The organism is Candidatus Amarobacter glycogenicus, assembly GCF_016704105.1.
Classification (GTDB): domain Bacteria; phylum Chloroflexota; class Dehalococcoidia; order Tepidiformales; family Tepidiformaceae; genus Amarobacter; species Amarobacter glycogenicus.
The window spans coordinates 280,199-293,841 of sequence record NZ_JADJAT010000020.1; the positions used below are offsets into that span (position 1 = coordinate 280,199).

Below are 13,643 nucleotides of genomic sequence, written 5' to 3' on the forward strand. Positions count from 1 at the left end.
GAAGTGTCCCTGTCTTCCGGCGCCGTTGGTGGAGGCTGTTAGGGGCGGTTCTTCAGGAGGTCGCGGATCTCCTTCAGGAGCGCGATGTCGTCCGCGTCCGGGACCACTTCGCCTTCCTTCTTCTGGCGGTCCTTGATCGCCTGGACCGGCTTCACGATGAAGAAGAAGACCGCCGCGGCGACAATCACCAGGTTCACCACCGCAGTCAGGAACGAGCCGATTGCGAGTCGCCCGTCGCCGATATCGAGACCGATGCTGTCGAAGCTCGGCTTCCCGAAGATGGCGGCGATGAAGGCCATGATGATGCCGTCGGTGAACACGGCGACGACCGCGCCGAAGGCGCCCGCCATGATGAACGCGACGGCCAACGAGATAAGGTCCCCGCGCAAGAGGAAGTCGCGGAACTCCTTGATGATTCCCTGATTCATACGTTTCTCCTTTGTTGCGGCGCGCGGATGCTAGGGATTCCTGTTCGGTCGCGTCAAGCAAATTCCGGGCGCCGCGAGCACCTTGTCATGCGCGCGCGCAGATTGCCGCATCGCCCCCGCCGACGGCCCTCTCCGGGCCATCCGCGCGTGCCTAATTGTAGGCGGCAGCCTTGCCCACGGCGCCGCCGGCACGCGCCTCCGCGATCGATTCCGCCGCGGCGGCCGCATAGGCATCGGCAGCCGCCTCGTGCACCGGCGTGGCCATGAAGTGGATGCCGGCCGGGCTCGTCGTCTGGCCGCACATGAACCCTCGCCGGGCCATCGCCCCCGCGACAGCGCCCATGTCCACGCCACTCGCGGCCCAGCTGAAGGCGTAGAGCGGTGGCGCCCCATGTACCTTCACGCCTTCGATCGCCGCCAGGCCGTCAATCGTCTTCTGCTTCGCCCGCATGCTCGCGGCGGCTATTTCGCGATAACCCTCCTGGCCCAGGAAGTTCATCGCCGCCCAGGCGGCCGCAATCGCCCCGCCCGGTCGCGTGCCGGTGAACGTGAGCGAGCTGTACACCCCGCTCGGCCAGTCGTCGAACGTGTAGCGCGCGAACTCCCGCAGTTCCCGCGTCCGGAAGCTCACGGTCGACGCAGGTTTCGCCGCGAAGCCGCTCTTGTGCAGGTCTGCCGAAATCGAGGACACGCCGGGGATGGCGAAATCGAACGCCGGCACCGCGTACCCGCTGTCGCGCACGAATGGCGAGAGAATGCCGCCGACGCAGGCATCGACGTGCAGCCAGAGACCGCGGCGCTCTGCGATTGGCCCGAGCGCCTCGATCGGGTCCACCATCCCCAGCGAGTAGGTTGGCGCCGATGCGTACATGCCGATGGTGTTCTGGTTGACTGCTGCTTCGAGGGCAGCCGGGTCGGCTCGGAAGTCCGGCCCCACGGGCACGCGCCTCACGGTCAGCCCCTGCAGGTGGGCTGCCTTGTTCAACGCCGGGTGGGCGGAATGCGGCGCGACGATCTCCGGGCGGACGATGCCCGGCCGTTCGTGCCGCGCCCATTCCCGCATCGCCAGTACTCCCAGGAAGATGCTTTCCGTCCCGCCGCTGGTGAAGATGCCCGCGGTCTCGTCGTCTCCGTGGAGCAGGCTGCGGACCATCGCCAGCGTCTCGTTCTCCATCCGGGCGATGCTGGGGAAGGCGCGCATGCCCAGGCCGTTTTCCACCAGGAACATGCCGAACGCTTCGCGGAGGACATCCTCGAGTTCGTCGCTGGCATACCACACATACGCGCCGTGGCGGCCGTGCTTCCAGTCCAGGTCGTTGCCGCGCATTGCGGCCATTTCGTCGCGGAGTTCGGGCCAGGGGCGGCCATGGGCGGGCAGTTCAAGAGGCATGCGCCGGAGTCTACAGCGCGGAGCGCGGCGCGGGGGTTAGCTCGTCATCCCCTGCAGGCCCACCAGCGCGCGTCCGTGCTCGATCTCGCCCATGTGACGCAGACCATGCTGGTAGACGAAGCATTCCAGCACTTCGAGCTTGCGCAGCGGCGCTCCGGGGCCGATGACGATCGCGCAGAAAATGTTCTGCATGTTCGGCGGGAGCTGCGGCATGAGCACCTCCGCCAGGAGACCCGCGCTTATCCCGTCCAGCGCGTGCGCTGTCCGCGCGATCACGCGCAACTGGTACGCCTTCCACTGCTCGAAGTCGCCGAAGCGGAGGTGCTGCATCTCCTCCACCGTCTCTTCGCGGCCGAGGACATCGATATTCACGCCGACCTTCTCCGCCCAGCCGCCGCTGATCCAGAGCTGCTCTTCGCCGAGGAAGACCCGGCTGATCGCCTGGTCCTGGGCTTTGATGTAGTGACTGAAGCTGAACGCCATGGGCAACACGCCTTCGCGTTCGTGATGGTTCACCTGGGCGAGCGTGAGGTCGCTGGCCGCCCGCTCCCAGAGGATGTTCATGGCGCGGATGCGGTTCCGGAGCGAGGCGACGAACATCTCCTCGGTGCTCATGAGGTTGCCTTCCTTTCGATCGTCACGCGTTCCATGTCCTTCGCGACGTGGATCACGCCCTTGTAGACGGCGTCCATACCCGCGGTGAACTGGCCCACCATCGGGCCGTCGTTCGGGATAGGCGGGATGAGGTGCGAAAGGACCAGCCTGCCGACTCCCGCCTCCTTCGCGAGACGGGCGACGTCGGCGGTGGGCAGGTGGTAGCTGGGCACATCCTCAAAGAGCGACGCCTGCAGCTCGCGGCCCATCCCGCGCAGCCCGGTAATGCGTGCCTGGAGCATTTCGGCGTTCATCGCTTCGCACACAAGCACGTCGGCACCGTGAGCCGCCGCTACGAGCGACTCGCAGAACGAGGTGTCCCCCGAAAGGACCACGTTGCGGCCGTCCCACAACACCCGGTATCCGAAGGCGGGGACGACCGGGAAGTGGTCGACCTCGAAGCTTTCGATCTGGAGGCCGCCCATCTCCAGGAAGCGGGTCGGAGATGGCGTCGTCGGGATCTCGGTGACTTCGACCTTGATACCGTCCGGGTGGAGCTTCCCTGCGTGATGCTTCAGGCGGAACCCGATGTCGCGCCGAAGCGCCATCAGGAAGCCTTCCACCATCTCGCGCGTGCCCTCCGGCCCGTAGACACGGAGCGGTTTCGTCGCCCCCCAGGTCCAGCGCAGGAAGAGGAAGTCCGGGAAGTCCGTGATGTGGTCGGTATGCATGTGGGTGAAGATCGCGGTGTCGATCTGCCCGGCCGAGATCCCGGCCGGAAGGATCCGGCGGGCAGCACCCCAACCGCAGTCGACGAGGATGTGCGTATCGCCCGCGATGACGACCTGGCCGGCGCCGCATCGGTCCATGCTCGGCAGCGGGCTCCCCGTCCCGAGGAAGACGATGTCGAAGGTCTGTGGCATTGGACTCCTCGAAGGGTTGCAAGGTGCAACGGATTCGGAGTCTACCGAGACCGCTTGGGCGCGTCGAACACCGCCCTTTCGGGTCGCCAGGAATGGGTCGCCCGGCCGTCGGCTGCGTCCTCGCCGGGCGCTACCGTGATTGCCACTCCCCCGGAGGTACCTTTGATGGACCTGGTGCTCTCGTCCAAAGACTTCGTCCTGCTGAAGCAGATCCTCGAACGCTACATCTCCGACCTGCGCATGGAGATCGCCGATACCGACAACTCGACCTGGCGCAAGGAGATGCACGAGGACGAAGACCGCGCGAAGCAGATGCTCGCCCGTCTGAACGCCGCCGAACCAGCGAGCGACGACGGCGGCGAGGGCCGACAGCCCTTCGCCATCCTCGTTGAAGGCTTCGTCTTCCGCCTCGACTGAACCGCCCGTGGCCCCGGCTGGAACCGCTGCGTAGGATTGCGCCGGTGAGCTACCCACTCGAAGGGCTGCGCGTCCTCGACATGTCCCGCGTCCTCGCCGGGCCCTTCGCAGGGCGCATGTTCGCCGACCTCGGCGCCGACGTCGTGAAGCTCGAACCCCCGGACGGCGACACCACCCGCCTCTGGGGAGCCGACATCGGCGGCAATCCCGGCTACTACCACCAGCAGAATGCCGGGAAACGCAATGTCTCCATCGACCTCACGAAGCCGCGAGCGGCCGAGCTAGTCAAGGCGCTGGCGGGAAAGTCCGATATCGTCATCGAGAACTTCCGGCCGGGCGTGGCTGGCCGCCTGGGTGTCGGTTACGCCGCTTTGAGCGAGGCCAACCCTCGCCTCGTGATGCTCTCGATCTCCGGCTTCGGCCAGGAAGGCCCCGAGGCCCAGCGCGCCGCCTTCGCCCCGGTCATCCACGCGGAAGCCGGTCTTATCGACCGCCAGGCGCGCAATACCAAGAGCGGCCAACTGGTCGATCTCGCCTTCTCCGCGTCGGATACGCAGGCGGCGCTCCACGGGATGGTGGCCGTGCTCTCCGCGCTCTGGATGCGCGAACGCACCGGCCTCGGCCAGCACATCGACATGGCGATGTTCGATGCCACCCTGGCAACTGACGACTTCCTCCACTACGCCCTCGAAAACTCGTGGGCGACGCGCGTGCTCGCGAGCGAGGTCTGGGACGCGCCGGGAGGGCCGATCCTCATCTCTGCCGATTTCCGCCTCATCTGGCAGCAGTTCAGCCGTGCCTTCGGCATCGCCGACCCTTCGCAGGCCGGGGCCAGCGTGGCCGCCAAGAGCGACCACCGCCATGCGGCCGTCCAGCGATACATCCTCTCGCTCCCGGACCGAACCACGCTCACGGCCCAGCTCGACCGCCTGAACATCGCGTGGGGCGACGTCCGCCGCAGCGAAGACATCCGTGAACAGCCGACAGCGCGCCATCGCGGCGCGATCATCGAGATCGACGATCGCGCGGGCGGCACCCGCCCGATCGTGCAATCACCCTATCGCTTTTCGGCAGCCGAAAGCGGTCTGCGTCGTCCCGCGCCCTGGCAAGGCGAGCACAACGAAGAGGTCCTCGCCGAATGGCTTGGACTGGATGCCGCCGCCCGCGCCGAATGGGCGCCGGTGCTCGTCGCCGGGAAGGTGTGACAGGCGCGCCGTACGTTGGTTTGCCCACCCGGTATGCTGCCGGGCAGCCCACCCATGGCGGTACGTGATGGCCCGCAAGCAGCGCCCGATTCGGCTCCCCGCGCCATACCTCCGTCGCGTCTGGCTCGATGAAGAGCGTATCCCTCGCCGGGATCGGTACCCGTTCAACCTGCCGCTATTGCGCGATGGGCTCGACCTCACCTTCGACTCGGCAATCACCGTCATCGTCGGCGAAAACGGCACCGGCAAGTCGACCATCCTCGAGGGTATCGCCTCGTTCGCCGGCTATGACGACGCCGGAGGCGGCAAGGGCTACGCACCGGTTGACCACTCGCATGCGCTGGAGGTGATGGGCGGCAGCCTCGCCGGGGCGCTGCGCGCAAGCTGGCTTCCGAAGATCACCCGGGGGTGGTTCTTCCGGGCCGAGAGTTTCTTCTCCGTCGCCCGCTATCTCGACGAGATGGCGCTCCTCTATGGAGGCCCGCCGCCCGACTTCCTTTCCCACTCCCACGGCGAGGGCTTCCTGCGCTTCTTCGAAGAACGCTGCGATAGCCAGGGCATCTTCATCCTTGACGAGCCCGAGTCGGCGCTGTCGCCCACGCGGCAGATCGAATTCCTCAAGATCCTTCGGCGTATGGACCGCTCGGGTGTCTGCCAGGTCATCATGGCAACGCACTCGCCGATGCTGATGGCCTACCCAAACGCGCGGCTCCTCCAACTCACCAACGCCGGCTTCCAGGCCACCCGGCTGGAAGACACGGAGCACTTCACGCTCTGGCGGGCGTTCTGCGCCGACCCGGCGGGCTTCCTCGACAAAAGAATGGCTGAAGAGCCATGCGAAGCGGGCATCGACGGATGACCAGGCCCCCTAAAGGAACGTCCGCACGGCTTCGAGGAAGCCCTTCGGGCTCTCCAGCGGGATCGAATGGCCCGATCCGGCGACGAGCGCGAACTTGCAGTCCGGGATCTCCTTGAGCATGCGGTCGGCCACTTCCGGCGCCAGCACGTCGCTCAGTTCGCCGCGGATGAGGAGCGTCGGCGCTTTGATCTTCGGGAGCATCGCCCAGGCGTCGCCGGCGGCGGGACGAGGCAGGTTGTTCGTGCGCAATGCCTTGTCGTAGCGAAACGTCCAGGTGCCATCTTCCTGCAGCATCAGGTTGTTCCGGGTCCGGTGCTGGAGCTCGGCTTCGTCGGCGCGCGGGTTCCCGGCCCGGCCCGCGGCGACCGCTTCCTCCACCGATGCAAACACGTCGTTCGCGCGCACGCCGCTCGTGATCCGGGTCGCGCCCGTTGCCGCGATCGCCGGGCCGATGTCGACGATCACCAGCCGCTCGACCTCCTCCGGGTACGTCGCGGCGAACTGGTAGGCGTTGCGCCCGCCCATGGAGAGTCCGAGCAGTACGAACCGTTTCAGCCCCAGGGCGGTGACCAGGCGCTGGGCGTCTTCCACCATCGCGGTCGCCGAGTAGTCCTCGGCCCAGGCCGAATCACCGTGCCCGCGCTGGTCCAGTGCGTAGACGTGGTACTTCGTTTGCATCGCCAGCGCGAACGACTCCCACGACCGTGCGTGGCCCGTGAACCCGTGCAGGAGGACGAGCGCCTGGGCGCCCGGGTTTGGCCATTCGCGGTAGTGGAAGCGGAGTCCGCCGAGCATTGCAGTTTGGTCGATGGGGAAGTCGGTCACGGTGGCGCCTCGAAAGGGTGGTGGCGCGGGAGTATACGCGGCATCGCCGCCGCTCTCCGCCGGGGCTGGTGTGCAAGCCGAGAAGTGGTGGAAAATCCACCACTCAGTGGTGGAAAATCCACCACTGAGTGGTCTAGAATGGAGCCATGTACCAGCGAACGCTCAGCACGGCACTGCGCGATGCACTGACCGATACGCCGGTTGTCCTGGTCAGCGGCGCCCGCCAGACGGGTAAGTCCACCCTGGTCCAATCCGTGGTCCAGGGCGACTACCTGACCTTCGACGACGTCGTGACGGCGGCAGCAGCCCGCGCCGATCCCCAGGGGTTCATCGGCGCGCTCCGCCGGCCCGCCATCCTCGACGAGGTCCAGCTTGTGCCCGAGATCTTCCGGGCGATCAAGTACCACGTGGATCGCGACCGCCGGCCCGGCAGCTTCATCCTGACCGGGTCGGCGAACGTCCTCCTGCTGCCAAATCTCTCCGATACGCTCGCGGGACGGATGGAAGTGCTGACGCTCTGGCCCCTCTCGCAGGGCGAACTTTCGGGCATGCGCGAAGGCTTCATCGATGTCGCATTCGGTCCGGCGCCGCCGGTGCTCGGGCCGTCGCTGCTCACCCAGCAGGACCTCATCCTGCGGGTGCTCGAAGGGGGGTTCCCGGAAGTGGTCGGCCGCGCCAACCTGCGCCGGAGCCACGCCTGGTTCCGCAGTTACTCGACAACCGTCCTCCAGCGCCACGTGCGTGACCTTTCCGATATCGATGCCCTCGCGGAGTTGCCGCGGCTCCTGGAACGGGTCGCGGCCCAGGCGATGGGTATCGCAAACGTGGCTTCGCTGGCGCGCAGCCTGGACCTGCCGGCCACGAGCCTCCGGCGCTACCTGAATCTGCTCAGTGCTTCTTACGTTGTGCAGGCCGTACCGGGTTGGTCGCGTCAGCTGACGGCGCGCACCGCGAAGACCGAGAAGCTCACACTGCTCGATAGCGGCCTGCTCGCCGACCTCCAGAACGTGACTGCCGGCCGGCTGCGCATGGAGCGGTCGCTCTTCGGTCCGCTGCTGGAAAGTTTCGTGATGATGGAATTGCGGAAGCAGCTCGAGTGGGCGGATACGCTCGCCCAGCTGTACTACCTGCGTACTCACACCGGGACAGAGGTCGACATCGTGATCGAATCGACCGACGGCCGGGTGGTGGCCATCGAAGTGAAGGCGACAGCTTCGCCCGACCGGCGCGACTTCCGCGGCCTCGAGTTCATCCGCGACAACTACCCGGACCGCTTCGTCCGTGGAGTGCTGCTCTACACGGGCGAGCAAACGCTTCCATTCGGCGACCGGATCTGGGCAATGCCGATCGACGGACTCTGGCGTTGGGGGGCCGTCCCGATGGATCCTTCTGGTTGAAAATCCACCACTCAGTGGTGGATTTTCAACCACTTCACTCCCCCTCTGTTCGCCACGCCCGCTCGATCGTCCCTCCGCCCAGGACTTCTTCGCCCGAGTAAAAGGCAATCGCCTGCCCGGGTGTCAACGCCCGCTGGCGTCTATCGAAGCGAAGGACGGCCCGCCCTTCGCCGGCCTCGATGAGCATCGCTGCCGCCGGCTCCGCCTTGTAGCGCGCCTTGGCTTCCAGCTTCGTACCCGCGCCCGGTGCGTCGCCCGCCATCCAGGCCACTTCCAGCACCTCCGCAGTGTCCGCGAAGAGGTCGTCTTCCGGCCCGATGGTGACGATGTTGCGCGCGGCATCGATGCCCGTGACATAGCGCGGTTCGCCGGTGGCGATGCCGAGCCCCTTGCGTTGACCGAGGGTGTAGGCGGCCACCCCGCGGTGCTCCGCGATGGCCGCGCCGGTCTCGTCGCGCATCTCGCCCGGCGCCAGCGTGGCGCGCTCTTCGACGAACGCCCGGTAGTCGTTCCCCGGAACGAAGCAGATCTCCACGCTATCCGGCTTCGCCGCTGTGTCGAGTCCGAGGCGCCGAGCATGAGCCCGTACCTCGTCCTTGGTCAGCTCGCCCACGGGCAACAGGAGTCTTCCGAGCTGCTCTTGCCCGAGCATGTAAAGCACGTATGACTGGTCCTTGCTCGCATCCACGCCGCGCAGCAGCCGGTGCTGCCCGCCCGGGCCGTCGTGAATCACCCGTGCGTAGTGCCCGGTCGCCACGTACTGCGCATCCAGCGCAGGCAGCCGGTCGAGCAACGCGCGGTACTTGATGTGCTCGTTGCAGCGGACGCAGGGGTTCGGCGTCCGCCCGGCCACGTACTCGGCCACGAATGGGTCGACGACATGCTCGCGGAACTCCTGTTCGAAGTTCATCACGTAGTGGCGGATGCCGAGTTGCCCCGCCACCCTCCGGGCATCGTCGATGTCTTCCACGCTGCAGCACTGCTGGTGGCCGCTGAACTCTTCCGGACGCTCTTCAGTCCAGAGGCGCATCGTCACGCCGATGACTTCGTACCCCTGCTCATGCAACAGCGCTGCCGCGACGGAGCTATCGACTCCGCCGGACATACCGACCACGACACGGGGGCGAGGGCTCGTTTGTGCTACCATTCTGTCCGTCTCGTAGATTCGCGAGTCGAAGGAGCGCGCGTTCTGGAATCCGAGTTACTCGCCCAACGGGCTGTCGATGTCCTCTCCGACCACAAGGCGCTCGATATCGCGTTGATCGATATCTCCCGGACGGCTTCGTTCACCGACTTCTTCGTGATCGCCAGCGCGCAATCGCCTCTCCAGTTTAGTGCCCTCCAGGACTACCTTGAAAAGGAGTTCCTCCCCGATGGCGTTGAACTGCGCCATCGCGAGGGCAGCGGCGATAACGGCTGGATGCTGCTCGACTTCGGCGACCTCATTGTGCACGTCTTTTCGCCCGACCAGCGCTCCTACTACCGGCTCGAAGAACTCTGGGGCCGGACGAGCCCGGTGGTGCGCTTCGCCGACTGAGTCCGCCATCCACGGGCCGGGCCCGTGTATTCGCCCAATCGAAACCCTCAATCGACCGGGTGTCTTGGGCGCTCGAACCCCATGCTGTCTAATTGATCGCACCGGCTATCCGGCTTCGGGGGCACCGCTTGGATAACTTCTGGCACATCTTCTTCATCTGGGTACACATCCTGGGCGTCGCCCTGCTGGTCGGTCCCCAGTTCTTCATGGCCTATGCATGGATCCCCGCCTCCCGGAATATTGATGACCTGCGCGTACGCGTGAAGGCCATGCGGACGATTACCCGCCGCTTTGGCTATGTCGGCGGCGCCGGGATCGTCCTGCTCGTCTGCGCCGGCACCTATCTCATCATCGATTGGCGCGACTACTACGCAGTCGACGAATCTGTGAGCTTCACCGCCCTCCGCTTCGGCGTCGTGTTCATCATTAAGATGACGCTCTTCACGGTCATGGTGGCGGCTCTCGCGGCCCACATGTTCTGGCTTGGCCCGCGCCAGCTCGAGCGCCTCGAAGCCCAGGCCAACGGCGAACGCATCTCCCCGGACGAAGTCCGCCGCGCCCGTATCGCCTCCATGATCACCAGTGTCCTTGCCCTCGCCCTGGCGCTCGCCATCATGGTGATGGGCGTCATGCTGAACAGCGTCGGCTGGAGCCTCCAGGAGGTCTAGCAGGTCGGCCGCGGCCGCGCACGCATCGGTTCGAGGATCCGTTCGCGAAGCGCGCCCGGTCCGACCATGGCGATCAGGCGTCGTGGGTCAGCACGATGACCGGCTCCCGGCAGGCACGGACCACCTTTTCCGCCGTTGAGCCGAAGAAGAGCCCTTCGCGGGCGTCGCGTTGGCCGGTCTTCGCGATGACTACAGCGTCGACGGCGAGCTCATCGGCGTGGCGTGCGATTTCGTAAAACGGTGTGCCTTCGGTCACCATCCGGACGATCTCGACGCTTGCGGCGGAATCGGCCATCGCTGCCATCTCGTCCTCGGCCCGGGCGCGCAGCCTGCCCACAACCGCGGCCGCCGGCTCCCCGGTCACCGAACTGATCGCCTCGACAAGCACCGGGTCGATGACGTGCAGCAAGATCACGGCCGGGCTCTCGCCATCGACCATCGCGAGCGCCCGCGCAAATGTCTCGCGCGAAGCAATGGAGAAATCGACCGGCACCAGTACCTCATTGAGTTCGAACATGCGGGCCTCCTGGTTCCGCCCCGGTAGAACGTCCAGGAAGTCATCCTCGCCGCTTCGGCCACCGCCGGCGATGTGCGTTCGGGCCGGAAAACACGCCCGCCCGGCCCGGGCTGCCGCCCACCTGACACCTTGCCTGCTGGCGGGAGTGCATGGGAGTCGAACCCACCCGCGACCGCTCGTGCGGCCGCGCAACCGTTTTGAAGACGGCGGAAGCCACCGGGCCCCCTCCACTCCCGCGCCGACGGTAGCAGGGCGTGGCAACGGCGGCGAATCAGGGATGTCCCTTGGATCCGCCTGTTCGGCCCGTTTGGGCATGAGTGCTAGGGCCACTTCAGCCGTCACTCCATACAGGGGCCTACCCCGGCATTCCGGACCACAAGAACGGAGTATCTCGTTGGCACTGTCATTCAAGCCCTGGAAGTCGCTTCGCCACGCGGCGTTCGTCGTGGCATTTGTTGCTGCCGTGGTTGCCGTCTTCAGCGGCGCCGCGCTCGTTCGCGATACCGGCTCCGCCGATGCTCACGTCGCCGCCGGAACCATCCAGGTCCACAAATACCTGCCCAAGGACCCGCCGAACGCCAGCGCCCCGTGGCAGAACCAGGGAGTTGGCCAGGGCGCCTGGACATATACCGTGTACCCGTCTCTCGCCGATGCGCAGGCCGGGTCGAACGCGATTGCCACCTTCGACGAACTCGGGAAGAACAGCCCGTCGCTCCCGCTCACCGAGTTGTGGGTGAAGGAGACGGGCATGCCCGCCGGCCAGGACTTCTTCGGTTGGTTCGTACCCGACGGGGACGGCGACAGCGGCAACGACAAGTGCAACCAGCAGCCGTTCGATGGTTCCACCATGGACCGCAGCGCGATCCTCCACATCCCCGCCGAGTACTGGGCCACGAAGGGAAACCGCACCGGCCTCTTCCACATCTGCGCGTATAACGCACCGAGGACCGTCCGCACCGTGAAGGTCTGCAAGGTCGTGGTCGGCAACGGCGATGGTGTTGCCGCCGGTCCTTTCGCTTACGGCTTCGAGCTTCGGCCCTCCGCTTCAACGGCCGTCTCCGGTTCGAACGCCGCTGCCGAACCTGCCCCGGACACCGAGGGCACAACCGGCGCTGAAAGCTGCACCGCCATCGAGGTCCCAAACGACCAGGCGTTCGATGTCGTCGAAACGCCCGGCCGGCCGTCCGGCTGGGCCGATGCCGCCGGCTACCCCCGGTACTCGCTCAACGGCGGCGCGCAGGTCGAAGGTGCTACGACAGCATTGGTCCCCGCCGGGCCCGCCGATGTGACCGTCACCTTCCTCAATAAGGCCGCTGTAACCCGGCGTGATATCACCATCATCAAGACCTTCGCGAATTTGGGCGGTTACGTCCCGGCGGCGGGCGACGTGCCCGCGTTCACACTCGCACCCGCCGAAGGCACGTCCTGCGAGCTGCCCGTGAAGACGGGCCCCTCGACCTGGAGCGTGACCTGCACGGTCCCCTACCTGTGGGCCGGGACCGTCGGCGAGACCCCGCAGCCGGGCTGGCGGGAGTGCACTGCCCCCGCCGCGATGGTCGCCGCGCCGCCCTCCGAGTTCCGTTTCTGCAACGAACCGTACGGGACGGTCCGGATCGAGAAGTTCGATGGTGTCAGCGGCGCCGCCGGCCAGGCGTGGGACTTCACCGTCAGCGGCAACTTCGCCGCACCCGGTGGCGTGGCCTACCCCAACCCCGTGCAGGCATCGCATGGTGCCCCATTCGTCTCCGGGCCGATTGCGCTCGGCGCGACGCCCGTCGCCGTGGCCGAACTGCTCGCCCGCGATGCATCGAGTTGCGCTACTGAGAACACCTACTACACGGTGGTCAGTCCCCCAGCCGATGCCGTCATCGATACGCCCGGGGAAGTCCAGACGTGGACGTTTCAGAACGTGCCTTGCGGCAGCCTCGGTACCGGCGGCCTCATCATCGAGAAGCACCTCGACATCAACGGCGATGGCGACTCCGGAGATGCCGGCGAAGGTCCGCTCGAAGCCTGGGAGTTCACCACTTCAGGCAACGGCATCCCCGCGGCGAACCAGGTCCGCCTGACCAACGCCTCCGGGCAGGTGGCTGACTACGCCTCTGGCATCGATGCGGGCACCGTCGTCGTTGTCGCCGAGAGCGCGAGGCCGGGCTACGGCATTACGCGCGTCACCCTCGATGGCGCCGCCATTGGGACGAACCCGGCGAGCGCCGTCGTTATCATCGGCGGGCAGACACGCCTGGTCCGCTACTACAACCAGCCGAGGGGAAGCATCTTCGTCCGCAAGGAGACTTACAACGTCCTCGATGGCGTCTCCACCAGGAACCTGGAGGACGACGACGGCTGGACCGTCCGCGTGACCTCGGCAGCCTGCGCGGTCGATGTCACGGCCAGGACGGGTTCTGAAGGCGCGGCAACCTTCGCGGGCCTGCCACTCTGCACCGACTACGTCATCGCCGAAGACCTGGCCCTCCCCGGCGCCCCCGGCTACTTGCCGGTCACGCCGGCCACCGTCGACGGCGTCACCCCGGCGCTCACTGCCGGTACGGAGGTCGTGTTCGTGAACGAGACCCGGGAGAACACGCCGCCTCGCCCGCCCCAGGTGCCGACAATCGAGCCGACTCCGACGCCAGTCGCCCGGATCGTGCCCACGGCCACTCCCACCGTCCTTCCGACGAACACGCCCCGCCCGAGCGGCACCGTCTTCGGCGAACGGACGCCCGGGCCGGCGGCGCCGACTCCAATCGTCCCGCGCACAGGCGGCGGAGCGGTTGGCCCGGTATCCGGCACTGCCAACCTCGTCTTCCTGCTGGGGGCCGCCATGGGACTCTGCGCTGGAGCCACCATCGTAGGAGTGAAGCACCGCCACTGAGGCACGGC

At 66.7% G+C, this 13,643-nt stretch carries 14 protein-coding genes and 1 tRNA gene; 7 read left to right on the forward strand and 8 right to left on the reverse strand.

The features are described 5' to 3' along the window. Positions 1 to 38: 38 nt before the first annotated feature. The 4 genes from mscL to IPG14_RS15725 form a co-directional block, all read right to left on the reverse strand. Positions 39 to 428 (reverse strand): large conductance mechanosensitive channel protein MscL, encoded by a 390-nt coding sequence (mscL, locus tag IPG14_RS15710; RefSeq protein WP_343387115.1) that lies wholly within the window; start codon positions 426 to 428, stop codon positions 39 to 41. A 151-nt stretch (positions 429 to 579) separates the two neighbouring features. Then, positions 580 to 1,818 carry an aminotransferase class V-fold PLP-dependent enzyme gene (locus IPG14_RS15715; protein WP_343392450.1) on the reverse strand — a complete coding sequence of 413 codons (1,239 nt, stop codon included), beginning with the start codon at positions 1,816 to 1,818 and terminating at the stop codon, positions 580 to 582. A gap of 36 nt (positions 1,819 to 1,854) precedes the next feature. After that, the gene (locus IPG14_RS15720) at positions 1,855 to 2,433 is read right to left on the reverse strand and encodes a hypothetical protein (protein ID WP_343387113.1); all 579 of its coding nucleotides are present in this window, start codon (positions 2,431 to 2,433) and stop codon (positions 1,855 to 1,857) included. Continuing rightward, the gene (locus IPG14_RS15725) at positions 2,430 to 3,335 is read right to left on the reverse strand and encodes an MBL fold metallo-hydrolase (protein ID WP_343392451.1); all 906 of its coding nucleotides are present in this window, start codon (positions 3,333 to 3,335) and stop codon (positions 2,430 to 2,432) included. The genes IPG14_RS15720 and IPG14_RS15725 overlap by 4 nt, the downstream gene beginning before the upstream one ends. A 165-nt stretch (positions 3,336 to 3,500) precedes the next feature. Between IPG14_RS15725 and IPG14_RS15730 the strand changes: the two genes are divergently transcribed. The 3 genes from IPG14_RS15730 to IPG14_RS15740 all read left to right on the forward strand — a co-directional run bounded on the left by IPG14_RS15730 (position 3,501) and on the right by IPG14_RS15740 (position 5,816). Then, complete coding sequence (locus IPG14_RS15730) at positions 3,501 to 3,752, forward strand: hypothetical protein (RefSeq protein WP_343392452.1); 252 nt, start codon at positions 3,501 to 3,503, stop codon at positions 3,750 to 3,752. A 44-nt stretch (positions 3,753 to 3,796) separates the two neighbouring features. Beyond that, positions 3,797 to 4,957 (forward strand): CaiB/BaiF CoA-transferase family protein, encoded by a 1,161-nt coding sequence (locus tag IPG14_RS15735; protein WP_343392453.1) that lies wholly within the window; start codon positions 3,797 to 3,799, stop codon positions 4,955 to 4,957. 67 nt (positions 4,958 to 5,024) lie between these two features. After that, complete coding sequence (locus tag IPG14_RS15740) at positions 5,025 to 5,816, forward strand: AAA family ATPase (protein WP_343392454.1); 792 nt, start codon at positions 5,025 to 5,027, stop codon at positions 5,814 to 5,816. Between the two features lie 9 nt (positions 5,817 to 5,825). Here IPG14_RS15740 and IPG14_RS15745 read toward each other — a convergent pair whose 3' ends face one another. Then, positions 5,826 to 6,641: an alpha/beta hydrolase gene (locus tag IPG14_RS15745; RefSeq protein ID WP_343387108.1), complete on the reverse strand. Its 816-nt coding sequence runs from the start codon at positions 6,639 to 6,641 to the stop codon at positions 5,826 to 5,828. A 146-nt stretch (positions 6,642 to 6,787) separates the two neighbouring features. On the opposite strand from IPG14_RS15745, the gene IPG14_RS15750 reads away from it, so the two are divergent. Next, on the forward strand, positions 6,788 to 8,038 hold the full coding sequence (locus tag IPG14_RS15750) for an ATP-binding protein (RefSeq protein ID WP_343392455.1): 1,251 nt from the start codon (positions 6,788 to 6,790) through the stop codon (positions 8,036 to 8,038). A 34-nt stretch (positions 8,039 to 8,072) separates the two neighbouring features. Here the strand turns inward: IPG14_RS15750 and mnmA are convergent, their stop codons facing one another. Next, entirely contained in the window at positions 8,073 to 9,185 is a 1,113-nt protein-coding gene (gene mnmA, locus IPG14_RS15755) for a tRNA 2-thiouridine(34) synthase MnmA (protein ID WP_343392456.1), read from the reverse strand. On the opposite strand from mnmA, the gene rsfS reads away from it, so the two are divergent. Together rsfS and IPG14_RS15765 are read left to right on the forward strand one after the other, a co-directional pair. Continuing rightward, complete coding sequence (rsfS, locus tag IPG14_RS15760) at positions 9,174 to 9,575, forward strand: ribosome silencing factor (protein WP_343392457.1); 402 nt, start codon at positions 9,174 to 9,176, stop codon at positions 9,573 to 9,575. The two genes, mnmA and rsfS, sit on opposite strands and share 12 nt — an antisense overlap. A gap of 128 nt (positions 9,576 to 9,703) precedes the next feature. Next, entirely contained in the window at positions 9,704 to 10,243 is a 540-nt protein-coding gene (locus IPG14_RS15765; RefSeq protein ID WP_343387104.1) for a hypothetical protein, read from the forward strand. Between the two features lie 73 nt (positions 10,244 to 10,316). Here the strand turns inward: IPG14_RS15765 and IPG14_RS15770 are convergent, their stop codons facing one another. After that, positions 10,317 to 10,760 (reverse strand): universal stress protein, encoded by a 444-nt coding sequence (locus IPG14_RS15770; protein ID WP_343387103.1) that lies wholly within the window; start codon positions 10,758 to 10,760, stop codon positions 10,317 to 10,319. A gap of 137 nt (positions 10,761 to 10,897) precedes the next feature. Continuing rightward, positions 10,898 to 10,995 (reverse strand) — tRNA-Sec (locus tag IPG14_RS15775). 159 nt (positions 10,996 to 11,154) lie between these two features. Between IPG14_RS15775 and IPG14_RS15780 the strand changes: the two genes are divergently transcribed. Then, a complete protein-coding gene (locus IPG14_RS15780) occupies positions 11,155 to 13,635 on the forward strand; it encodes a hypothetical protein (protein ID WP_343392458.1) in 2,481 nt (826 codons plus the stop codon). The last annotated feature ends 8 nt before the right edge of the window (positions 13,636 to 13,643 follow it).

Excerpts from the sequence above, each read along its gene's own strand:
- mscL (WP_343387115.1), bottom strand. The coding sequence starts at position 428 with ATGAATCAGGGAATCATCAAGGAGTTCCGCGACTTCCTCTTGCGCGGG.
- IPG14_RS15715 (WP_343392450.1), bottom strand. The coding sequence starts at position 1,818 with ATGCCTCTTGAACTGCCCGCCCATGGCCGCCCCTGGCCCGAACTCCGC.
- IPG14_RS15720 (WP_343387113.1), bottom strand. The coding sequence starts at position 2,433 with ATGAGCACCGAGGAGATGTTCGTCGCCTCGCTCCGGAACCGCATCCGC.
- IPG14_RS15725 (WP_343392451.1), bottom strand. The coding sequence starts at position 3,335 with ATGCCACAGACCTTCGACATCGTCTTCCTCGGGACGGGGAGCCCGCTG.
- IPG14_RS15730 (WP_343392452.1), top strand. The coding sequence starts at position 3,501 with ATGGACCTGGTGCTCTCGTCCAAAGACTTCGTCCTGCTGAAGCAGATC.
- IPG14_RS15740 (WP_343392454.1), top strand. The coding sequence starts at position 5,025 with ATGGCCCGCAAGCAGCGCCCGATTCGGCTCCCCGCGCCATACCTCCGT.
- IPG14_RS15750 (WP_343392455.1), top strand. The coding sequence starts at position 6,788 with ATGTACCAGCGAACGCTCAGCACGGCACTGCGCGATGCACTGACCGAT.
- mnmA (WP_343392456.1), bottom strand. The coding sequence starts at position 9,185 with ATGGTAGCACAAACGAGCCCTCGCCCCCGTGTCGTGGTCGGTATGTCC.
- IPG14_RS15770 (WP_343387103.1), bottom strand. The coding sequence starts at position 10,760 with ATGTTCGAACTCAATGAGGTACTGGTGCCGGTCGATTTCTCCATTGCT.